Raw genomic sequence first — 20,382 nt, 5'->3', positions numbered from 1 at the left:
TTCCTTACTTTCCGTGTTTTTCGTAGATATTTATCTCAGTTTGATCTGGATCAAATGCTGACTTGATAATAAAGTTGCCATCTTTGTAGATATAAATAATTTTTAGTAGCCTGCCTACATTCGTTTCGGCAATAAACCATAGAGTAGGAGGATCCGTTCTATGTTCTTCGCGATCGTCAATTAAGTTCATCCCACATTTGTTGTCAAAACATTCGTTTACTTCTTCTAGCGAAGCATCATGTTTTGCGCCAAGTTTTGTATCAGTTTTGTGTGAGATGATTATTGAGCGCATAATTTTTTGTTTTGTATATACAAACTATATAAGAAGAAATTCAGTAGATCAACCTTTTTCTAAAAATCCATTACAGAAATAAGGGTAATAAAAAATTTATTCATTTAAAAATTGAGAAAAAATTAGCATGTTTTGTATATACGAAAATGTTAATTATTTATGAAGCATCTGTTTTTTTCGCATTCTTTTAGCTTTTCTTCCCAATTTTTTTTGCATTCCCAGAGGTCTTTGGCTTTCGCTGTCTCGGTCGTCATCCATCGCATATTAGACGCATCGTCTATGCCGCCTACACATAGAGCGATTCGATGGTCAATTACGTAGCCCGGGCAAGCCCCTTTTGATTTGCCAGTAGCGGGGCAGGGCTGTTGTTGTTTAAATTCTGCGATGGCCTTATGGCTGCGCTGAGTTTTTGCCTCAGCAGATAATGAGAGCGCAACAACGAGGCATATTGCAATCTGGCGCAATTACACGCTCCACGGTTTTTGTAGTGAGGGATGTGGCATCCCGTAGAACTTAATGTGCAATTGATTGATTGCATTTCTAAGAAAAAAATATACGCCGATAAAAATGCACTCAATGACTACTTTTACAATTAAAGAGGCAAACAATTTTCCCATATCGAATTCGCCATACATGTTGGTACTTTCTCTGGAGAAAAATGTACTGATGGTAGAAATGGCTATGAATATGATAAATAACCAGACTGCAGCTCTGATAATTCTTAATGCGGGAATGGCAAAAATAAGTGCTTTTAGTAATGTATTGAATGATGTGTAGATAACAAAGCTAATGATTGCTATTGCTGCCCATTCAACTAAAAGCTTCCCTGTATCTATCGTGGCCTGGTCATATGTCGGCGAGAAAATCCAATGATGCCCTAAGTTTCTTCCTCCATAGCTAAATGGGACATAAATGATACTAAGGAAAAGCAACGACATAGCAACTATGATTGTCGTTTTTTGTTGTCGATTCATCGTGGCATCACCTTATTCTGGCATTTCATTACCAAAGCTATCATCACACTTCATATGTGACGTATTCGTTTTTTCATTCACAAATACCCAACACCGGCTACCGAGATAATAATTTGGCATATCAAATACAGTGACGTGCTCATGCTCATTGAGTTGGATGGTTTTTGATTTGAATTCGCCCTTCATCGGTACAAACTTGGCTTTTTCTGCCGGCTTGCTGTCGGATGTGCAAGCTGCGACGCAGAGTATAAGTAGTAGGGTGAGGGCATATCGTTTCATCTGGTCGACTTAATTGAGTGCTATACGATAAATATATCAAAATGCAAACAAATAAGTAAGCAATATCTACTATAGGATCTTGCGTTATCAGACGTTGCGTTTCGATGCACTGAAGCGCTGGATCATTAATTGCATAAAATCTGTGCAGGGATCGGACAGACTGCCGGTGTCCTGGACGCAGATTGATAGTTCACGCACGGCCCAATCTTCATTGAGGGTGATTATTTTCACTGGTGCGTTGGCAAAGCGCCGGGCAATACTTTCAAACATGATCGCAACACCGATGTCTGTTTGGGCGACTAAGCTGGCCTGCAGGTCGTAATCAGTTGTTCTGACTATGTAATTGAGTTCGTGCCGCTCGTGTTTTGCCTGGGTGTCGATGATGATAGAGACTTGCCGCGATTTGTCCGCGCCGATGATGGGGTGTGCGGAAATCTCTCGCAGTGTTGCAGAATCCTTTTGCGATAGCGCATGAGAGATGGGTGCGAGTACGCATAATCTGTCGTTGCGGTATTTGTAAAACCGCAATCCTTCGATATATGGCTGATCCGTCACGATGCCCACATCGATGTCACCATCTTGTACTGCTTTGAGGGTTTCTGTCAGTGAGCCGCCGCTGAGTTCTATTTGCAGATCTGGATTTTTGAGGTTCAGCGTCTCTATGACCTGTGGCATATCAGAAATCATGATCGATGGATTCGCCATAATTTTTAGCAGGTTGTTTCCTGATTTGATGTTGCCGATATCGCGTTGGAATATGTCGTGCTCATGCAACACGGTATCTGCCAGCTCAAGAAAGCGTAGCCCAGCCCGAGTTAGTTTAAATGGTCCTGGTCTATGGACGATTTTGTGACCGAGAATGTTTTCTATCTTTGACAAGCGACGGCTGACGGCTGCGCCGCTGATTCCGAGCCTAGTCGCTGCCGCGGAGAAGCTGAGTTCGGAAGATACGATCTGAATTAAATGCAGATCATCAATGTCTAGTTTGATCAAGATATGCCCATGGTTCGGGGCATATTTGATGATTTACGGCAATAATGAAATGGTTGTATTTCAATATTTAACAGTTGTTCAATCTTCTATTAACCAAAGCGCAAATGCAATTGCGCAAAAATCAATTAATTTGCCGAAAAAATAACATATATTAACGATTCGGTAATACTTTGTTACAACTAATGCGAAAGGGTTGTTGTATGGGTGTAGTGCGAAAATGTCGTACAAAGCAAGAGGGATTGCTACAAGCAAATGAGCGTCTGAACGAAAAAGGTCAGGCGATACTATTAAATTTTGCCATCAACTTACATTCTAAATACCCAGTGCTGCAAAAAGCCCAGGTCATCAGGTTAGATTCTGCTCGGCTGGTGAAACGTGCATAGCGGCATCGGCAGCGATGTGAATTGCGCCTTTTCCATTGTCGTCACATTGCCGATATTTTGACAGTAATGCCTCTTCAGACCGGTAAATCAGCGCAAGTACGACTGACTCGCCGGTTTCTGTCTCTTCGCCAGAGATTAGCCAGGCAACCGATACTTTGCATGCCTTCGCTAATTGATATACATCTTCCGCATTAACAGACTTGGTGCCTCTGCTGAGAACGCGATTGATTTTATAAGTGGAGATGCCAGAAACTTTGGCGAGTTGTATTTGGTCCCGAAGACCTGCGGCAATCATTGCCTGATCGAGTCTGCTTGCAATATCCATCGCTGGATTATGCAAGCATGCATAATTAATTCATAAGTGGCTTGCAATGTTGCAATTAAATTGCAGACTTTTCAGTAGTGTCTTTGATCTTGGTCTTTGTGGGAGAACGTATCGACTAAAACTTCCAGCGCGTTTTTAAAGTCGGGATCGTGTGACAGTTCTTTTGGGATGACTGGCACTGCGCCATCTGCATTGACGCGGTTTTGAAGTATCAAATAGTTGTCGCGAATGTCTTCGCAGGCTGACAGCATCTTGCGCCGGCCGCGTTCGTCAGTCTGTTCCATGATTTTGATCACGGCGGCAATCATTGGGTCAATTGCCGGTGGTTCTTCTTGTTTTGGTTTTGTTAATTGATACTCAGCGGGTGTTTGGTTTAGCTTATATGGTGATAGTGTCGTTTCAGGATTGACTCCATCCAGCCAGCCGATATTTTTTCCTGCTGCAGATTCAATTTTCCTTGCTGTTTTTTCGCCTAAATTTCTATAGCCACCCAAGTACTGACCAAGCTGAGATAGGGATACGCCCGATCTATTTGATAGCTCAGTTTGGCTCCCATTGAAATTTTCGGAAATTAATTTCCGGAGTTGCTTAATTCTTACTGTTTCCATATTGCGGATTTTAGCAAACGCTAATTTCGCATATGCTTGTTTTTTACTTTCGCTTATGCTAAAGTGACTTATCAAGTCCATTCCTCGAAGGTTTTAAATGAATCTCTCAACATACATTTTGCTCGAGCGTGGTAACGCTACACGACTTGCGGCACATCTTGGTGTGGGGCCATCTTACATTTCTCAATTAGCTAGTGGACATCGGCGCCCATCAGCCCGTTTATCTACAAAGATCGAAGAGTTCACAAGCAAGAAAGTTACACGTCAAGAGCTTCGTCAAGATGACTGGCAAGAAATTTGGCCCGACTTAAACGATCAAGTCACTTCTGCGACATAACCTAATTCTGTCGATCAGCGTCCAGCGAAAACCGCTGCGTAATCACCAATAAAAATATTTCACCAAAAAGGCAAAACAATGACACCTAAAATTGGCTATGACGACCCATTATTTTCTCGCGGTGGAATTTCGATGGAATCAGTATCGCCCGAAGTACAGGCAACGTCACGCAAGAATTATTCAGCTATCTTGCGCGCTATTACTGATGCCGGTCAGGTGAATGTTGCTGATCAACTGGTGGTACACGAAGCGACGATTAGCCGTATGAAGCAACCAGGCGGCGACATTGAGCGTGTTGCGTTGATACTCGCTGGCGCGGGAATCTGCCTGAACAGTCAGACCCAAGTCACCGTTGAGCGTGAAGTGTTTGAGTCGTTGAAAGTGCTGGCGCGCGCGAATTTAGACACTGTGGATGCGACTAAGGTATGAGACCGTTGATTTGCCCATTTTGTAAGGGCGCACATTCATTAAGCCAGTGTCCTCGCTGGATATTTTCTAAAGCGGGGCGTTTATGACTAAGCGCGAGAAATTCATCACTCGCAAGATACGTCTTGTTGGAGCTGTACAAGTCAGCACAGTACTTTCGCTAGTACCAAATTTACCGATTGATCCAGATCATCCTTTGGTCGTGAGTATTGGCGAAGAGGTCAAAGCCAGAAAGCTAGATCAAAACGCTTTGATGTGGGTAGGTCCGCTTGCTGACATCGCTGAGCAAGCCTATTACCAAGGCCGTAAATATTCTGATGTTCTTTGGCATGAAACATATAAGCGCCTGTATCTGCCCGAAGAATACGATCCTGACCTCTGCAAAAAAGAAGACTATAAAAAGTGGGATTTTGATCGTGACGGTGTGCGCGTGTTAGTTGGTAGCACAACTGATCTGACTGTTAAGGGATTTTCTCAATATCTTGAACAGCTCTATGCCGATGGCGCAAATATGGGTGTCATCTTTCATGCAAATCCAAATGAAGCGCGGAGGGCGGCATGAGAGGCGCATTAGTGACGCATGGGCATACAAGAAATATTGCTCCAAAAATTCCTCATGCAACTCCTGAATACAAAACATGGTGTGCAATGAAAGCGCGTTGCAATACGCCAGGTGCATCTTCCTATGCGAAGTATGGTGCAAGGGGAATAAAAGTTTGTGAACGTTGGCAAACATCCTTTGAAGCATTTCTTGAGGACATGGGAATTCGACCATCAAATAATCATTCAATTGATCGGATAAACCCACTAGGTAATTACGAGCTTACTAACTGTCGATGGGCTACGTTATTAGAGCAAGCCAATAATAAGACATCAAATCGGGTTATTGAATTCAATGGAACTTTAATGACGCTTGCTCAATGGTCCAGATTATCTGGCGTTGATGCAGATGTTATTTCTTTGAGGATTACAAAGCATGGTTGGGATATTCAAAGATCTATTTTTGAACCTGAAAGACATGCATCAAGTGGAGTAAAAGGAATTTATTGGCAAAGTTCACGCCGGAAATGGGCAGTAAGTTTTATGGTCAAACATCGTCGTATTGATTTAGGACGTTTTGATAATTTATTAGATGCTGTTGCCGCTCGTCTAGGGAATCAATCCCACGACATGATGGCTTCTGTTCTGGCGGAGTTTGAGCGATGAATCCAGTAATCATTGGTAATGCCACTTTGTATCTTGGTGATTGCATCGAGGTATTGAAGCAATTAGCAGATAACACTATAGACAGTGTTGTAACGGACCCCCCTTATGAACTTGGATTTATGGGGAAAAAATGGGATTCAACCGGAATTGCGACTAGCGTCGAAATGTGGGTAGAGTGCTTGCGAATTTTGAAGCCAGGCGGTCATTTACTTGCATTTTCTGGTAGTAGAACTTATCACCGAATGACTTGTGCCATCGAAGATGCCGGTTTTGAAATCCGCGATCAAATCATGTGGATTTATGGTTCAGGATTTCCTAAGTCTCACAATGGCGAGTGGGGCGGCACTGCGTTAAAACCAGCGCATGAGCCAATCTGCATGGCACGTAAGCCGTTAATCGGAACTGTTGAGACGAACTGGTCTAAGCACGGTACTGGCGCATTGAACATTGATGATTGCCGTATCCATACGGGAGAATCGTTGCGCGCTGGTGCTGGTTCAACATTTGACAAAATGCACCAGTACGAGAACCGCAAAGGCGAAGCAAGCAAAGACCGTCGCTATTCAAGCGTAGGTAGTACTGACTATGCCATGTTGCCCGGGGTTCGTGGTGGTGATCCGCTTGGGCGATGGCCGGCAAACATTATTCACGATGGCAGTGATGAAGTATTAGCAAATTTCCCTGATGCGCAAGGTCAACAAGGCCGAGTGAGTGGAAGCGAACCAACCGCGAACGGCTTCTCTGGCGCCGTCAAATTCGGTGGAATGATCGGACGTATTGGGTCGTCAGAGCCAAGAATTGAATTAAATAAATCTGCTGCTCGCTTTTTTTATTGTGCAAAAGCATCGCGTACTGACCGGAATTTCGGCTGTGATTCGTTACCTCAATCTGTAGGGGGTATGGTTTCCAATACCAGCAACCAGCACATCACTCGCCGCGATGATGGATATCAGCCGCGCCCGCAAGGCAATATCCATCCAACAGTCAAACCGACTGATTTGATGGCTTACCTTTGCCGACTTGTTACGCCTTCTGGCGGTGTAGTGCTGGATCCTTTCATGGGTAGCGGAAGTACTGGCAAAGCTGCGATGCGCGAAGGATTTAGGTTCATTGGTATAGAAATGGATTCCAGTTATTTGGATATCGCATCTGCTCGTATATCAAATGAAATAGAGCAACTTCAAATAACAATTGAAGAGAATAGTAAGCAGGCATCTTTATTTGATGAGGCTGCAGCATGACTCTCAAACGCTCTCCAATGAAGCGCAGCACAAAGCCTATGCGCTCCAATCGTCCAAAAATGACGCCAATACGTAAGGCAGCGCGCGGTCAGGAATGCTGCTTGCGATTTCCATTCTGTAATTACGACATTCAAACAACCGTGCTTTGCCATAGCAACTTACTGGAAGACGGTAAAGGTGCTGGATTGAAGGCTCCTGACACCGCTGCAGCATTTGGCTGTAGCGCTTGCCACGACATGCTGGATGGCCGCTGTAAGCGTCCTGATGACTTCAGCTATGAATTAATGATTGCTCTCTTTAAAGATGCTGTAGTACATACGCATCGAATTCTTAGGCGTATGGGTATTTTGGAGGGCTTAGTTCATGGCTCGTGCTAGAAATATTAAGCCTGGTATGTATAAGAACGAAGATTTGGCCGAGTGCTCAATCTGGGCTCGCTATATCTTCCCTGGCATGTGGATGCTTGCGGATAGAGAGGGGCGCTTAGAAGATCGCCCCAAGCGTATCAAAGGTGAGTTGCTAGCGTATGACACTGTTGAGGTTGAGCCTTTACTTGCAGAGCTGGAGAAGTTTGGTTTCATTGTTAGATATGAAGCTGAAGGCCAACGCTTTATTCAGATAGTCAAATTCTCTGAGCATCAGGCTCCGCACGTCCGAGAGCAGGCTAGCACTATACCAGCGCCTTCAAATTCAACGCAGGAACAAGATAAGGAGGTGATAAAGCATGACCTAGGCAGTGACATGTCATCGCCAAGATTGCCTGATTCTCTGATTCCCTCTTCTCTGATTCCTGATTGTCTGATTCCAGAAACTACAGCGCCGCAAGCGGCTAGCACTAAAGCGCCAAAGTTTGATTTTGCCAAAGAACTTGAATTAAACGGTGTCGCTAGCAAGGTGGTCGCTGCGTGGATGGCGGTGAGAAAAGCCAAGCGCGCAACGAATACCGATATCGCTCTGGAAAGTTTTGTCCGCGAGGCCGGAAAGGCGGGGCTATCAGTACCTGACGCGGTGTTGATTTGCGTTGAGCGTAGCTGGTCTGGAATCAATGCCGACTGGCTTAAGCCAAAGCAGCAGGGTTCACCAAGGCAATCGATAAATGATGATTCGCAATTGGGTATTCATGGGCAGGCTACAGCAAACGCCGCAAAAAAATGGTTGGAGAGCAAAAATGCAGGCTAGCGATCAAGTCAGATTCGTCACTCTACTCACTGGAGTAGCAGATTACTACGGGAAAACGCTGGCTGGCGGGGTGATCGAGTTGTATTGGCAAGGTCTGCGTCAGTATGACATTGGCGCAGTTGAAAAGGCTTTGTGGGCGCATACGCAGAACCCCGACAATGGTCAGTTCATGCCAAAAATCGCCGACGTGACGCGCAACTTACAGGGGCGTACTCAAGACCAAGCGGCAATTGCCTGGTCAAAGGTTGATGGTGCCATTCGCCGTGTAGGGACGTATCAAGATGTGGCTTTCGATGACTTTCTGATTCATCGGGTTGTCGCGGACATGGGCGGCTGGATTGGGTTAGGGACTAAGACAGAGGACGAATGGCCGTTTGTTGCGCGTGAATTTGAAAATCGCTATCGAGGCTACAAGATGCGCGGTGAAGAGCCTGAGTATCCATCGCTAATGATCGGCATTGCTAATGCGCAAAATAATGTTGAGGGTAAGCCGGGCCAAGAGCCAATTTTCATTGGAGACCCTGAAAAAGTGAAGAAGGTTTTCTTAGGTGGTACGGACAAGCCTCTGATCTCAATGAAATTGATGAGCGATATCTCTATTCCTGTTGAAGTTAAAAAGATCGCCGCATGATCTGCGAACTTTGCCAAGTGAATGCCGGACGAACCAATGCGAACTTGCGTTGCTGCCGGATCCGGATACTGGCACAGAGTCCCGAGCACGTCAGAAAAGCGCACTACGACACGTTGGAACCTGACGCACTGGATGCACTGAGGCTGGAAATCAGGGCAGAACGAAAACGATTGAAGGAGTTGAGGTAATGGCGCAAAAAGGCGAATTTAAATCACCGGTCGAAACGATGCATGAGACGCATCGGCGTGCGATGCGAGCGTTTTTTAATTGCGATTGCCGGATTGCTCTGTTCATGATCGCGGGGAAATTATCGTCAAGCACTGAGGATTCTGAGCAGTACCAAGAGCGGGTTGACCGTTTCGCTGCGCAACTGATCGGCGTCTATGACCAGACCATTGATGTGCGTCAGATTTACGATGACATCAAGGTGTACTACATCGAGCATCCGTACATTCCCGTATTCCGCAGCTCAGGCAGAAGAATCAAGCAATGACAGTCATCAATCAACATGGTAGGGGGCGGTAATGGATGCAGTGCAGTGGATTGTTTTGCAATGTACGAAAGGAACGACTGGTACGAAACCGCCAGAACGTTTTAACCCGCGACCAGAAGGCGTGATTGTCCAGGGGAGTGCCTCTGATGTCGTGTTGGCTTATCTGAGAACGGATTTTCATTTCAAGACCCGTTCTCAAATCATCCAAGACTTGCAGATATCAGAGCATCGCGTTGAGTGGGGATTGATTTATCTGATGCGCCGAAAGTTGATTAAGCGTGTCGAAGATTCTGCAAGAAATTCCAGGTACGGACGGTACCGCGCACTGAGAGAAGGAGAATAATGTGATAACTAATCAAGGATTTATTGGCGCGCAACTCGCTTTTGACCACGCCGAACGCGTCACACCTGGCTGGGGCGTTCGCGCTTATGACGCACTGGTCGACGTAGTAAAGCAAAAGACTGAGCCATTCACGATTGAGCAAATCCGTGAAGCAATTGCCAAGTCTGGTGTAGAGCCGCCGCCCGATCAGCGTGCCTATGGCGCAATCGTCATGCGTGCCAAGCGTGAGAAAGTCATTGCCAAGACGGGTGACTTTGCGCCAGCACGATCAAGTCATGGTTCTCCAAAGCCACTGTGGGTGACGATTCAATGCTTCGCGTAACGCCTGTCGAATTATTAAATCTGAAACTGCGCGTACAGCGTGGCAAGGATCGTAAGGTAGAGCTACAGCGTGGCGATTCCAAATATCGCAACCAGGTGATTGAAACGACAGATGGGCGATTTGATTCCAAGGCTGAGCACAGATATTGGTGTTATCTGAAGCAACTGGAAAAGGCAAAGCAAGTCGGCAACATCCGGCGGCAAGTAGTGTTTGAACTGGCGCCGAGTGTGATTGTCGCCAAGCGCAAGCGGCCTCCGATGCGTTACGTCGCGGATTTTGTGTATTGGGATTGCCTGAAGAAATGCGAAGTGGTGGCAGACGTGAAGGGTGCAATCACAGAAGGTTACCGTATTAAGCGTCATTTGATGAAGAGCGTACACAACATTGATATTTTGGAGATTCAGTCGTGAACAAGCGCAGCGGGTTATCTGACCTTATTGGGAAGCAGGTGCGCGTCTATTTCAGCAGTGAGTTAATGAATTTCACATTTGAGGGGTTCCCAGCTTTTTTAATTGTTGATGGTGTTGATGGTCAGATGATCAATTTTAGATCAATACATACCGGCGAAAGTAAATGGATACATCAGCAATTAATTGGCGTAATTGAGGAAAGCACATGAGTAAGAACGAACACGGATTAACACCGCAACAAGAGAAGTTTGCACAAGGTCTTGGTGCCGGGCTGAATCAATCTGCTGCTTATCGTGAAGCGTATCCTGCATCGCTGACTTGGGCGGATAAGACGATTTGGGAAAAAGCTTCCGTGCTTGCAGGCAATGAAAAGGTTAAGGCAAGGTTGGCAATTATTCAAGAAATGGCGGCTGAGAAAGCATCGGTCTCTGCTGCGCGCATTCTGGAAGAGATCCAGCGAGTTGCTTACTCCGATATCCGTGCGATTACTAAGCCAGATGGCACGCTAAAGCTACCTCATGAACTGGATGCTGCCACGGCTGCTGCTGTTGCTTCGTTCGAGATTGATCAATACGGCGGCGTGAAATACAAGTTTTGGGACAAGAATTCATCGCTGGAAAAGCTGGCGAAGCATAAAGGTCTGTATGAGCTCGACAACAAGCAGAAGACGGATCCGCTGCGCGACTTGCTGCAATCGTTGAGCGGGAATGTGACTGGCGTGTCAGATATTGAAGGGGAAGACGAGTGACAACAATTGCATGGGATGGAAAGACATTGGCCGCAGATAAGCGCTGCACTAGTGACGGTGTGATTTCTGTTGTGACCAAACTCTATAAGGTCAAAGGCTGTTTGCTTGCGGCCGCTGGAGACTTTGACCGCATTCAGGAAATGATTCACTGGTTTCGCAAAGGTTGTATGCCATCAAATCTGCCATTGTTTCAGCGAGACAATGCGGACTTTGTCGGACTCATCGTCATTCGTCCCGATAAAAAAATCTATCGATATGATCGCGGTCCATATCCGCATAAGTATGAATCCCCGACGATTGCGATTGGTTCGGGTGGAAATTTCGCGCTGGCGGCGATGCATCTTGGCTGTACGGCTGTTGACGCCGTTAGAGTGGCGTGTGAATTCGATTGCTACAGCGGTAACGGTATTGATACGTTGAGCTTTGATGATTGACATTAAGTTATCAGTAAAGGATATGGAATGAACGCAATACTTTTCACGATGGATTTTGAGCCGATTACCGTAATTGATTTACCTATGTGGGCGCATGAATTTGCATGGAAGCACCAACATTTGGCTTTGGCCGTTATCGAGCCACCAAAATGTTTTGGGGACGGACGTGAAATATGCCATGGTCCAAAGTACGTAAGAATTAGGGTTGAGAAATTAGTTTGGCTGGATAAATCTCAAAAAATTGTTTACGTAACAGATGATGAAGAAAGCGCACTTTTACTGAAGTCCTCTTTCCTTGCGGGTCAGGAAAAGGATGTACAAGAGAGAGAAAAAAGTGCGTTTTGTAAAGGCATATTGGCTGCAATAGAAAGAATGCGCTAACGATGGATATGCCGGTGCGGATTGAACTGCCAACGAATCCAGAAGAGCTCAAGCGCTGTCTGGATGATCCATTCTGGCGCCTGACGTCTGGTGCTCTGTACAAGATCATCATCAAAGGTGACGATGGTGAGGATGATTTGGTTATGCCATTCATCCCAAACCGTGCACAGCGACGGCTACTGGCGCGCCTGCACCATCGCAATGTCATATTGAAGGCTAGGCAATTGGGATTTTGCGTTTCGCCAGAAACTAGGGTTCTAACAGCGGATCTTAAATGGATACCAATTGGACAGATCGAGCCAGGAATGGAGGTAGTTGCATGTGATGAGCATCCACCTGGAGGAAGAGGGAAAGCAAGACGTATGCGAACGGCGCAAGTTCAAGCGGTAAAGACAATGCAAGCCGAGCGATTCAAAATAACCTTTGATGATGGGCGAGAGGTAGTATGTACTGATCGGCATCCTTGGCTATCTAAAAAGGCTGGCGACCTAGCGCAGTGGAGAAGCCTGAGCGGAAATGGTAATGAGGTAGTTGGTAAGTTAAAGGTGGGTACTAAGGTTCGATGGATTGCAAAACCTTGGGAAGAATCAACTTTTGAAGACGGTTGGTTTGGTGGAATACTTGATGGTGAGGGTTCAATCTCAAAAAGTAATACTTCTGCTGGTGTCAATGTTAGCCAGCGAGAGGGGAAGGTGTGGGATCGGATGAATGCTTACTGTCAAAACCGTGGCTATAGTCATTGCATTGAGAATGACATCGCAGTTCGACCAAGTAAATTCGGTAAAGTGCCCGTGCCAAAAATCGCATTTGGTCGCATTGACGAATTGTTTCGCGTGATTGGCCAAACAAGGCCAATACGATTTGTTGGGAATAGGTTTTGGGAAGGTCGTGAGTTTCCAGGTAAGCGCAACGGTGATGTTGGATGGGCAACTATTACCAAGATTGAGGCTATTGGAATGGGTGAGGTCGTGGATATGCAAACATCGACTGGAACCTACATTGCAGAAGGATTTGTATCTCATAATACGACGCTGATTGCTATCCTCTGGCTAGACACTGCACTGTTCTCGAATAGTCCTATCAAGTGCGGCATCATCGCCCAGGATAAGGATACAGCCGAAGAGATTTTCCGCGACAAGGTGAAGTTCGCTTACGACAATCTACCTGAAGCATTGCGCGACCGTTTCCCATTGAGTAAGTGTAATGTGTCTACGATGATCTTTGGCCACAATGGCGCGATCATCAAAGTGGCGACATCGGTGCGTGGTGGGACTATTCACCGGCTGCATGTATCCGAATTTGGGAAGATCTGTGCAAAGTTTCCAGAAAAAGCGCAAGAGGTGATTACCGGGTCTATTCCAGCAGTGCCAAAGTCTGGTATCTCAGTAATCGAATCGACGGCGGAAGGCCAAGACGGTGAGTTCTATAAGATCACCAAGCGTGCGCAGGCATCGCAAGAGCAAGGAGCAAAGCTATCGGCTAAGGACTATCGGCTGCATTTTTTTGCATGGTGGGAAGCGCCTGAGTACACCCTTGATCCAAGTACGGTCATGGTGTCGCCCACTTATCACGTCTATTTCAATAACACTGAGCAAATTTGTGGTGTCAAGTTCAGTGCCGGTCAGCGTGCCTGGTACGTGGCGACTTGTGAATCTGACTTCTCTGGCGATCAAACGAAGATGTGGCAGGAATATCCGTCGTTTCCTGATGAGGCATTTCAAGTATCAACTGAGGGTTGTTATTACGCCGAACAAATGTCGACTGCTCGCAAACAGGGGCGATTGCTGCAGCGTATTCCTGTTCTGCAAATGCCGGTCAATACATTCTGGGATCTGGGGCGCGGTGATGCCTCTTCTATCTGGTTTCATCAATTCGCAACGATGCAGGACCGGTTCCTGAACTATTACGAAAACAGCGGTGAGGATTTGAAGCACTATGCGACGAAGTTACAGGAGCTGAGCATTGAATATGGCTATGTCTATGGAACGCACTATCTTCCGCACGATGCCGATCATAAGCGACTTGGCGAAGATGCCGATACCAACCGCTCGCTTAAAGAGATTCTGGAAGGCTTGTTACCCGGGCATAAGTTTGAGATTGTGCCGCGCATAACGAATTTGCAGGCGGGTATTCAGGCTACACGCGGGGCATTTTCTTCGGCATGGTTCGATGAAACTAATTGTGCTGTTGGATTGAAGCGCCTTGGAAACTACCGGAAAAAATGGAATAAGGCGACGGGATCATGGTCGGATGAGCACGTGCATGATGAGAATAGCCATGGCGCTGATGCATTCCGTCAGTGGGGTCAGGAGAAAGATCGAGGCAATGTGTTTAGCAATGTCGTGCGCAAGAAGACGTTGCGCCGCGCTGGGTCTTTCATGGCGCGGTGACGTGCCAATGATTCTATAGTGAGTTCTTTAGTTCAGAGTGTCAGAAGCGCCTAACTTCTGATTTATGCCGCCTTCGGGCGGTATTTTTTTGCGTGCCAATGATGGCAAAGTGAAGTCCTACTCAATACAGGATTTTGTCATGGGCGCATCGCTAAACATCAAAAACGCACACAAGGCACATCGGTACGGCGAGATCATTATGCTGCTCACTTGGGTCAACGATGAGCGCGCAATGGTGCTGATGACGGGCAAACCTAAAGCGCCGTGGTTCGTGATCTGCGAGTCTGCTTCTTATAAATACGACGATGAACGTTATTTGGCTAAGCAGGCGCGCAAAGCGGCTGAGATATTGGGCTTGGAATATTCCACCGGTGCATGGTTCAAGATTGCGACCATTATTCATGATGGGTTGCCGGACCTGATCCGTATGCCTTCTGCTCCTGCTACTGAGTTCGCTCAAGCCTTTGGTGAAATGACGCTCAAGGGTGACGGGCAAGTGCTGAGGCAAGAAGAAATGCGTCATGAAAAGGATGTTGTTGAATATGAATGACATCGAATTCAGCGCCGTCCGTGGCCGTGCGACCGGTGATCAGCTCAGCAATGCGATTGATGAAGCGCATGATCACTTTGGAAAAGACTTTGAGAATGTCGATCCGCTCGATACGGATGCCGCACGTGAAGAGCATCGTAAGCTGCTGAATTGGTTTTTCCATGAGAAAGATAAGCAGGCGGCGAATCGGCTAGAGATGGCAACGGATGCGGACTTCTACGACTCCATTCAATATGCAGAAGAGGACGCAGCAATTCTGCGTGATCGTGGGCAAGCGCCTCTCGTCTATAACGAAGTGGCACCGATGGTCGATTGGCTTATTGGTACGCAACGCCGTGCGCAAATGGACTGGCGGATTCTTCCCCGTGCGGAAGATGACGTGAAGATGGCAGACATCAAGACGAAGGTAATGAAGTTTGTCAGTGACGTGAATCGTGTGCCGTTTGTCCGCTCCCGGGCGTTTGCTGATGCCATTAAGTCTGGTGTCGGCTGGATGGATGATGGCGTTCGCGATGATCCTACGCAAGATATTTTGTATTGCAAGTATGAAGACTGGCGCAATGTTCTTTGGGACTCTGCCAGTTATGAACATGATTTGAGTGACGCAAGGTATATCTTCCGCTGGCGCTGGGTTGATGAGGATGTTGCGCTGATGATGTTTCCTAAAAGGAAAGATCAGATCAGGCGTGCGATTGAAAATTTTAATAACGGGAACGAAAGCGAAGAGGATACCTGGTACACAACGGAGAGTAAAACCCAGACAAGTGGCACGACATCGTTTCGCGGTACCGGATCAAGCCAAAATGTGGATACGCAGCGCCGTCGGGTGAAGCTCATTGAGTGCCAGTATCGCAAGCCAACGCAAGTTAAAGTTGTGATGGATGGTCATATGCGCGGTTCTATTGCTAATGATCATGATCAGGTTATGGCGCAGAACATCGCTGCACAGGGGGCAAGCTTATCCGATCGCATGATGATGCGCGTACATTTCGCGGTCTTTACTGATGCAGACTTGATTGCGAGTGGCCCGTCTATCTATCGACACAACCGATTCGGTCTAACGCCGATCTGGTGCTATCGCCGAGGACGTGATCGCTTGCCGTATGGTGCAATTCGCCGTGTGCGCGACATCCAAATGGATTTGAACAAGCGCGCATCAAAAGCGTTGTTCTTGCTAAACACTAATCAAATTATTGCTGACCAAGGCGCAGTTGATGACTGGGATGAGCTGCGCGATGAGGTAGATCGTCCCGATGGCCTGATCATTAAAAATGCAGGTAAAGAGTTGCAAATTCGCCGTGATACGGAAGGAGCAAACGGCCAGATACAAATGATGACACTGGCGGCTCAGTCCATACAAAAATTAGCCGGTGTTGCCGATGAAAACATGGGGCGGCAGACTAACGCAGTGTCAGGCGCTGCGATACAAGCACGTCAATTGCAAGGCTCTGTCGTTACGACTGAGCCATTTGACAATCTACGCTTAGCCGCGCAAATCCAGGGCGAAAAGCAATTAAGCCTGACTGAACAGTTCTATACAGAGGAAAAAGTCATTCGCCTGACCGGATCAAAAGGGGCAATCGACTGGGTTCGTGTGAACCAGCCAGAGGTGCAAGCCGATGGATCGGTGCGGTTCCTCAATGACATTACTGCAAGCGTAGCGGACTTTATCGTGTCTGAGCAAGACTATGCCGGCACGCTTCGCCAGGTGATGTTTGACAGTCTTCAGCAATTGTCGACACGTCTTCCTCCCGAGGTATCGCTGCGTCTCATGACCATGGCAATGGAGTTTTCAGACTTGCCAAACAAAGATGAGATTGCTGATGCGATTCGCAAGATGACGGGCGACCGCGATCCTAACAAGGAAATGACGCCAGAAGAAGCGCAGCAGGCACAACAGCAAATGCAGCAACAGGCTGAGGCTTTGGAAATGCAGAAGCAAACAGCAGGCCTTGCGATGCAGGAGCAACAAGCAAAAGTCCGTGAGATTAATGCAAAAGCAATGAAGCTTGAGGCAGAGGCGCAAGCGAATGCACAAGCTCAGGGCCAGCCTGGTATTGCACCTGACGTCATGGATGAAATCAACCGGATCAAGTCGGATGCTTCTCAGCAGATTGACATACTCAGCGGTGAGCTGCGTAAGGCGCAAAGCGATTTAGCTAACCGGACATTACAAATCAATCGTGAAGCAGATACCAAGCTGGAAGCCGCACGTATTGATCAGGATACGCGTATTCGCATTGCAGAGATTCAAGATGCCAGTGACAAGAAGATTGCCATGATTGAACAGCGCATGGCTGAGATGACGAAAGTCTTTGAGCAAAAGCTATTGGATCAAGAAGCTAAAGCTGCTGAAAAGGTCGCCGTGCCAAAAGAAGCCGCTGAGCCGACAGCGCAACCATTGCCGCCAATGACATTCAATGTCCAGGTTGATGCAAAACAGCCGGTGAATAAGTCGATCAAGTTCAAGCGCGACAAGAACGGCAACATTACCGGTGCGATAAATGCTGATAACGAAACAGAAATAGTTGTGGACCGTGACGCTCAAGGGAATATCACGGGTGCAAGTTCAATCGACAAGGGAGAATAGATGGGCGTTTTACGTAATCAGCGCGTAGAGCCGCTGGCACTCACAGCCGATGCGCTTAATACGGGTATTGTTTCTGCGTACTCATGGGCATCTGAGGATGCCAGTACAGCGACATCTAACGGTAAAGATCACAGTGGAAATGCGCGTGATTGGACGGTCAGTGGTAACGGCGCACCGCCTATTGTCTCAACGGCCGTTGGTAATGGCCGCGATCCATCGAATGTCAAGACGGTTCATAACCGGTACTACACGGCGGCGAGTGCCAGTTCGATTGGTTTGAATGTCGGTACCGGTGCATTCTCCCTCTACCGGCGTATTCGTATGCCGTCCGTTGCGGCGGCAACAACAGCGATCCGCAGCATTGGACGTATCACGCACGGTTCTTCGACGCCGCTGACCATTACTGTATATGAAGTTGCAGGGACCGGCTGGTGCTGGTACCCATTCTTTGACGATGGCACGACGAAGCTCAACTGGAATGATGTTGGCAATCCAGCCAATGCCGCAAACAAAGATTCGATGCTGCATATCACTCGGTCTGCATCTGGCACGGTGAAATTCTATGTCGATGGCGTATTAATCAAGACGCAGACGGGTAACGCGGTCAACTTCTTATCGACGGCTGGCCAGGTAACAATTGCAGGGTTGTACGATAATGCCGGTGGTGCTGAACCTGATTTCATCATGCTAGATGATATTCACTGGTCGCGTGAATTGACCGGTACTGAGGTGGCAGCGCATGCAGCCAATCCTTATGCTTACTATTCAAACACGGCGCCGGTGGATTCCATTGCTGTCACTACGCCTGCGAATGGCGCGAGCGTTGGCGTTAATATTCCTATCGCTGGGTCATTTTCAGGTGGTAATGCGCCTGACTATATCGAAGCATCGTTCAACGGTGGCGCGTTTGCCAATATTGGCGGAACGTTAGGTGGTGGTAATTTCAGTGGCACGTTGTCTGGGCAAACGCCTGGCACGGGCAATTTAGTCGTTCGCTGGCATAACTTCCCTGCTGTGACGCAGACGATTACTGGTGTAACTGTCACTGCTGATTCAATTACATTTTCAATACCTGATCATGCTACTTGCGTTAAAGCAAACCGCGGATTTCAGCGCAACTCTCAGAATAAAGCAGTTGTTCGTGTAGCAGGAACTTACACCGGCACGCCGACATCATTGCAGTGGCAGTGGTGCGGAGGTTCATGGAATACGCTTGTTGCGTCGCCATCGGGCGGCACGTTTGACGCGACTGTGACGTTACCAAATATAGATCATGGGACGTTTTCAGTACGGTTCTCAAACAATACAGCAGTTCTCAGTTCAATTAATGACGTTGGTGTTGGTGATGTAGGTATGGTGTTTGGACAGTCTCAGAACGTCGGTAAGGCAAATACTTATATTGCTTGGGTTGCTCCGGCTGCGCATCCAAATTGGAAATCAACTGAATTTGATAAATCAAATAACTGGGTAGTCAACCAAGAGACGGCCAGCAATCAATTCTCCAAGGAATACGCTAGTCCTTACGCAACCTATGCCGCCGGTGGTCTACCACAAGGTTCCTATTTTGGCGAACTAGCACGCATGGTCATGGCAGTTGGCGTCCCGCTCTATCTTGTACCTTGCGCGGTCGGTTCGACCAGTCTTGCATCGTGGGGCGTTAATACTGCCCTCAATACCTACTATGGTATTGCTTTGGATCGTGCAAATAAACTCGGGGCTACTGGACATAAATTTGTGCTTTGGTGGCAGGGCGAGAACGATGCAAATGACACGACGACACAAACTGCATACACGAATGGCCTGAATGCAATCATTAATGATTGGGTCAGTAGATTCCCTGGTGTTAAGTGGTTGCTAGCCAATATTAATAATATTGTTGATGGTGGCGGTACATATCCAAACTTTACGCCGATCCATAACGCGATTGCGGCAGTAGCCGCAGGCAATACAAATGTTGTCGGCATTGCTGATATGTCGGGGGCTTGGTCATCTCCAAATACCCATTTTGGGCAAGGTGCAGGTACAGAAATAACGACTGTTGCTACGCGTATGTTTAATGCGATGAATTTGGCATTCTATTCACGCGTCGTATCGCTGAACATCGTTGATGCAAGTGGCAATCCTCTGACTAATATCACTGGCATCAACTGGGCGATCTATAACGAAGCAACCCCTGATCAATTAGCGGCGCCAGCATCGAAAGGAAGTGGCGCGGCAATCAATGGTGCTGGTCTTCTTACCTTAGCAATTCCGACTATCTCTGTTGCTGTCGGCGGTACTGCCTGGCTTGAGTTCTCTACGTCCAACGGCACGACAACGCAATCACCGGCTGCGCGTTCATTTGCTGGTCCTGTGGTGGTGAACTAATGGCAGCCGTCGTCTTTGGTTTATCTCGCATATCTGGGGCTGCTGTATTCAATAGTCAGGATACGGGCAATGTCATTGTTCCGCCTACGCCAGTATTGCCTACTAAGGTGTATCCAAAGACAGATGTAAGCGTAGGTCAATGGACATCGACTGCTGCGACATTATCTGGTGCAATCAATGAGACTGTCGCAAACGATGCGAGCTACATCAGCACGGCCGCTGCATCGACTTGTGAAATGACATTGGATGAAGCCGTCTATCCAGGTGGCGCAAATCAAGTGATCAGTTACCGGGCATATAGTGCGAATAGCAGCATGCTTACGGTAACTCTCAAGCAAGCTGCTGTCACGATCGCGCAATGGACGCATCAACTGACTCCTACGCCGACTTTATATAGGCAAACTCTCACGACAGCTCAGAGGGCACTCATTGTTGCGGGGGCAATCAACGTTACTTTGGCAACGACATGAGCGCCGTAGT

At 47.3% G+C, this 20,382-nt stretch carries 28 protein-coding genes; 21 read left to right on the top strand and 7 right to left on the bottom strand.

Features of this window, described 5'->3' with window-relative positions; translation table 11 throughout:
* Positions 1-4 precede the first annotated feature (4 nt).
* From ACO0K3_RS03855 to ACO0K3_RS03825, 7 genes are all read right to left on the bottom strand, one after another.
* The gene (locus ACO0K3_RS03855) at positions 5-292 is read right to left on the bottom strand and encodes an ADP-ribosyl-(dinitrogen reductase) hydrolase (protein WP_422982042.1); all 288 of its coding nucleotides are present in this window, start codon (positions 290-292) and stop codon (positions 5-7) included.
* A gap of 149 nt (positions 293-441) precedes the next feature.
* Complete coding sequence (locus ACO0K3_RS03850) at positions 442-756, bottom strand: HNH endonuclease (protein WP_422982040.1); 315 nt, start codon at positions 754-756, stop codon at positions 442-444.
* Positions 757-1,266: a hypothetical protein gene (locus tag ACO0K3_RS03845; RefSeq protein WP_422982038.1), complete on the bottom strand. Its 510-nt coding sequence runs from the start codon at positions 1,264-1,266 to the stop codon at positions 757-759. It lies immediately after the preceding gene.
* A gap of 12 nt (positions 1,267-1,278) precedes the next feature.
* On the bottom strand, positions 1,279-1,545 hold the full coding sequence (locus ACO0K3_RS03840) for a hypothetical protein (protein WP_422982036.1): 267 nt from the start codon (positions 1,543-1,545) through the stop codon (positions 1,279-1,281).
* Between the two features lie 87 nt (positions 1,546-1,632).
* Positions 1,633-2,538 (bottom strand): LysR family transcriptional regulator, encoded by a 906-nt coding sequence (locus tag ACO0K3_RS03835; protein WP_422982034.1) that lies wholly within the window; start codon positions 2,536-2,538, stop codon positions 1,633-1,635.
* Between the two features lie 345 nt (positions 2,539-2,883).
* Complete coding sequence (locus tag ACO0K3_RS03830; protein WP_422982032.1) at positions 2,884-3,246, bottom strand: helix-turn-helix domain-containing protein; 363 nt, start codon at positions 3,244-3,246, stop codon at positions 2,884-2,886.
* 71 nt (positions 3,247-3,317) lie between these two features.
* Complete coding sequence (locus tag ACO0K3_RS03825; RefSeq protein WP_422982030.1) at positions 3,318-3,929, bottom strand: helix-turn-helix domain-containing protein; 612 nt, start codon at positions 3,927-3,929, stop codon at positions 3,318-3,320.
* A 22-nt stretch (positions 3,930-3,951) separates the two neighbouring features.
* On the opposite strand from ACO0K3_RS03825, the gene ACO0K3_RS03820 reads away from it, so the two are divergent.
* From ACO0K3_RS03820 to ACO0K3_RS03720, 21 genes are all read left to right on the top strand, one after another.
* Entirely contained in the window at positions 3,952-4,191 is a 240-nt protein-coding gene (locus tag ACO0K3_RS03820; RefSeq protein WP_422982028.1) for a transcriptional regulator, read from the top strand.
* A gap of 78 nt (positions 4,192-4,269) precedes the next feature.
* Positions 4,270-4,620 carry a hypothetical protein gene (locus ACO0K3_RS03815; protein WP_422982026.1) on the top strand — a complete coding sequence of 117 codons (351 nt, stop codon included), beginning with the start codon at positions 4,270-4,272 and terminating at the stop codon, positions 4,618-4,620.
* A gap of 82 nt (positions 4,621-4,702) precedes the next feature.
* Entirely contained in the window at positions 4,703-5,179 is a 477-nt protein-coding gene (locus tag ACO0K3_RS03810) for a recombination protein NinB (protein ID WP_422982024.1), read from the top strand.
* Positions 5,176-5,823 carry a hypothetical protein gene (locus tag ACO0K3_RS03805; RefSeq protein WP_422982022.1) on the top strand — a complete coding sequence of 216 codons (648 nt, stop codon included), beginning with the start codon at positions 5,176-5,178 and terminating at the stop codon, positions 5,821-5,823. The genes ACO0K3_RS03810 and ACO0K3_RS03805 overlap by 4 nt, the downstream gene beginning before the upstream one ends.
* Positions 5,820-7,064, top strand: a complete 1,245-nt coding sequence (locus ACO0K3_RS03800) for a DNA-methyltransferase (protein ID WP_422982020.1) — start codon at positions 5,820-5,822, stop codon at positions 7,062-7,064. The genes ACO0K3_RS03805 and ACO0K3_RS03800 overlap by 4 nt, the downstream gene beginning before the upstream one ends.
* 38 nt (positions 7,065-7,102) lie before the next feature.
* On the top strand, positions 7,103-7,441 hold the full coding sequence (locus ACO0K3_RS03795; protein WP_422982018.1) for a nuclease domain-containing protein: 339 nt from the start codon (positions 7,103-7,105) through the stop codon (positions 7,439-7,441).
* A complete protein-coding gene (locus ACO0K3_RS03790) occupies positions 7,428-8,243 on the top strand; it encodes a hypothetical protein (protein WP_422982016.1) in 816 nt (271 codons plus the stop codon). The genes ACO0K3_RS03795 and ACO0K3_RS03790 overlap by 14 nt, the downstream gene beginning before the upstream one ends.
* A complete protein-coding gene (locus tag ACO0K3_RS03785) occupies positions 8,233-8,874 on the top strand; it encodes a DUF6475 domain-containing protein (protein WP_422982014.1) in 642 nt (213 codons plus the stop codon). The genes ACO0K3_RS03790 and ACO0K3_RS03785 overlap by 11 nt, the downstream gene beginning before the upstream one ends.
* 187 nt (positions 8,875-9,061) lie before the next feature.
* Positions 9,062-9,367: a hypothetical protein gene (locus ACO0K3_RS03780; protein ID WP_422982012.1), complete on the top strand. Its 306-nt coding sequence runs from the start codon at positions 9,062-9,064 to the stop codon at positions 9,365-9,367.
* Positions 9,368-9,398: 31 nt separating this feature from the next.
* Complete coding sequence (locus tag ACO0K3_RS03775) at positions 9,399-9,710, top strand: hypothetical protein (protein WP_422982010.1); 312 nt, start codon at positions 9,399-9,401, stop codon at positions 9,708-9,710.
* Between the two features lies 1 nt (position 9,711).
* Positions 9,712-10,032: a hypothetical protein gene (locus tag ACO0K3_RS03770; protein ID WP_422982008.1), complete on the top strand. Its 321-nt coding sequence runs from the start codon at positions 9,712-9,714 to the stop codon at positions 10,030-10,032.
* Entirely contained in the window at positions 10,020-10,442 is a 423-nt protein-coding gene (locus ACO0K3_RS03765; RefSeq protein WP_422982006.1) for a DUF1064 domain-containing protein, read from the top strand. Before ACO0K3_RS03770 ends, ACO0K3_RS03765 begins: the two co-directional genes overlap by 13 nt.
* The gene (locus ACO0K3_RS03760) at positions 10,439-10,651 is read left to right on the top strand and encodes a hypothetical protein (protein ID WP_422982004.1); all 213 of its coding nucleotides are present in this window, start codon (positions 10,439-10,441) and stop codon (positions 10,649-10,651) included. The genes ACO0K3_RS03765 and ACO0K3_RS03760 overlap by 4 nt, the downstream gene beginning before the upstream one ends.
* Entirely contained in the window at positions 10,648-11,190 is a 543-nt protein-coding gene (locus tag ACO0K3_RS03755; RefSeq protein WP_422982002.1) for a terminase small subunit, read from the top strand. The genes ACO0K3_RS03760 and ACO0K3_RS03755 overlap by 4 nt, the downstream gene beginning before the upstream one ends.
* Entirely contained in the window at positions 11,187-11,624 is a 438-nt protein-coding gene (locus ACO0K3_RS03750; RefSeq protein WP_422982001.1) for a hypothetical protein, read from the top strand. The genes ACO0K3_RS03755 and ACO0K3_RS03750 overlap by 4 nt, the downstream gene beginning before the upstream one ends.
* 27 nt (positions 11,625-11,651) lie before the next feature.
* A complete protein-coding gene (locus tag ACO0K3_RS03745) occupies positions 11,652-12,005 on the top strand; it encodes a hypothetical protein (protein ID WP_422981999.1) in 354 nt (117 codons plus the stop codon).
* Between the two features lie 2 nt (positions 12,006-12,007).
* Positions 12,008-14,395 carry a hypothetical protein gene (locus ACO0K3_RS03740; protein ID WP_422981997.1) on the top strand — a complete coding sequence of 796 codons (2,388 nt, stop codon included), beginning with the start codon at positions 12,008-12,010 and terminating at the stop codon, positions 14,393-14,395.
* A 139-nt stretch (positions 14,396-14,534) separates the two neighbouring features.
* The gene (locus ACO0K3_RS03735) at positions 14,535-14,945 is read left to right on the top strand and encodes a hypothetical protein (RefSeq protein ID WP_422981995.1); all 411 of its coding nucleotides are present in this window, start codon (positions 14,535-14,537) and stop codon (positions 14,943-14,945) included.
* A complete protein-coding gene (locus tag ACO0K3_RS03730) occupies positions 14,938-17,535 on the top strand; it encodes a hypothetical protein (protein ID WP_422981993.1) in 2,598 nt (865 codons plus the stop codon). The genes ACO0K3_RS03735 and ACO0K3_RS03730 overlap by 8 nt, the downstream gene beginning before the upstream one ends.
* Positions 17,536-19,902, top strand: a complete 2,367-nt coding sequence (locus tag ACO0K3_RS03725; RefSeq protein WP_422981991.1) for a sialate O-acetylesterase — start codon at positions 17,536-17,538, stop codon at positions 19,900-19,902.
* Positions 19,902-20,372 carry a hypothetical protein gene (locus tag ACO0K3_RS03720; protein ID WP_422981989.1) on the top strand — a complete coding sequence of 157 codons (471 nt, stop codon included), beginning with the start codon at positions 19,902-19,904 and terminating at the stop codon, positions 20,370-20,372. Before ACO0K3_RS03725 ends, ACO0K3_RS03720 begins: the two co-directional genes overlap by 1 nt.
* The last annotated feature ends 10 nt before the right edge of the window (positions 20,373-20,382 follow it).

The sequence above is a fragment of the Undibacterium sp. Rencai35W genome (genome assembly GCF_049340185.1).
Lineage (GTDB): Bacteria > Pseudomonadota > Gammaproteobacteria > Burkholderiales > Burkholderiaceae_D > Undibacterium.
This window is presented reverse-complemented; position numbering and strand designations above follow the sequence as displayed.

Bases quoted from the DNA above. Each gene is read 5' to 3' on its own strand.
- ACO0K3_RS03745 (WP_422981999.1), top strand. From the start codon at position 11,652: ATGAACGCAATACTTTTCACGATGGATTTTGAGCCGATTACCGTAATT.
- ACO0K3_RS03755 (WP_422982002.1), top strand. From the start codon at position 10,648: ATGAGTAAGAACGAACACGGATTAACACCGCAACAAGAGAAGTTTGCA.
- ACO0K3_RS03725 (WP_422981991.1), top strand. From the start codon at position 17,536: ATGGGCGTTTTACGTAATCAGCGCGTAGAGCCGCTGGCACTCACAGCC.
- ACO0K3_RS03840 (WP_422982036.1), bottom strand. From the start codon at position 1,545: ATGAAACGATATGCCCTCACCCTACTACTTATACTCTGCGTCGCAGCT.
- ACO0K3_RS03815 (WP_422982026.1), top strand. From the start codon at position 4,270: ATGACACCTAAAATTGGCTATGACGACCCATTATTTTCTCGCGGTGGA.
- ACO0K3_RS03795 (WP_422982018.1), top strand. From the start codon at position 7,103: ATGCGCTCCAATCGTCCAAAAATGACGCCAATACGTAAGGCAGCGCGC.
- ACO0K3_RS03775 (WP_422982010.1), top strand. From the start codon at position 9,399: ATGGATGCAGTGCAGTGGATTGTTTTGCAATGTACGAAAGGAACGACT.
- ACO0K3_RS03845 (WP_422982038.1), bottom strand. From the start codon at position 1,266: ATGAATCGACAACAAAAAACGACAATCATAGTTGCTATGTCGTTGCTT.
- ACO0K3_RS03820 (WP_422982028.1), top strand. From the start codon at position 3,952: ATGAATCTCTCAACATACATTTTGCTCGAGCGTGGTAACGCTACACGA.
- ACO0K3_RS03805 (WP_422982022.1), top strand. From the start codon at position 5,176: ATGAGAGGCGCATTAGTGACGCATGGGCATACAAGAAATATTGCTCCA.
- ACO0K3_RS03855 (WP_422982042.1), bottom strand. From the start codon at position 292: ATGCGCTCAATAATCATCTCACACAAAACTGATACAAAACTTGGCGCA.
- ACO0K3_RS03780 (WP_422982012.1), top strand. From the start codon at position 9,062: ATGGCGCAAAAAGGCGAATTTAAATCACCGGTCGAAACGATGCATGAG.
- ACO0K3_RS03785 (WP_422982014.1), top strand. From the start codon at position 8,233: ATGCAGGCTAGCGATCAAGTCAGATTCGTCACTCTACTCACTGGAGTA.
- ACO0K3_RS03730 (WP_422981993.1), top strand. From the start codon at position 14,938: ATGAATGACATCGAATTCAGCGCCGTCCGTGGCCGTGCGACCGGTGAT.
- ACO0K3_RS03720 (WP_422981989.1), top strand. From the start codon at position 19,902: ATGGCAGCCGTCGTCTTTGGTTTATCTCGCATATCTGGGGCTGCTGTA.
- ACO0K3_RS03830 (WP_422982032.1), bottom strand. From the start codon at position 3,246: ATGGATATTGCAAGCAGACTCGATCAGGCAATGATTGCCGCAGGTCTT.
- ACO0K3_RS03735 (WP_422981995.1), top strand. From the start codon at position 14,535: ATGGGCGCATCGCTAAACATCAAAAACGCACACAAGGCACATCGGTAC.
- ACO0K3_RS03740 (WP_422981997.1), top strand. From the start codon at position 12,008: ATGGATATGCCGGTGCGGATTGAACTGCCAACGAATCCAGAAGAGCTC.
- ACO0K3_RS03790 (WP_422982016.1), top strand. From the start codon at position 7,428: ATGGCTCGTGCTAGAAATATTAAGCCTGGTATGTATAAGAACGAAGAT.
- ACO0K3_RS03810 (WP_422982024.1), top strand. From the start codon at position 4,703: ATGACTAAGCGCGAGAAATTCATCACTCGCAAGATACGTCTTGTTGGA.
- ACO0K3_RS03765 (WP_422982006.1), top strand. From the start codon at position 10,020: ATGCTTCGCGTAACGCCTGTCGAATTATTAAATCTGAAACTGCGCGTA.
- ACO0K3_RS03800 (WP_422982020.1), top strand. From the start codon at position 5,820: ATGAATCCAGTAATCATTGGTAATGCCACTTTGTATCTTGGTGATTGC.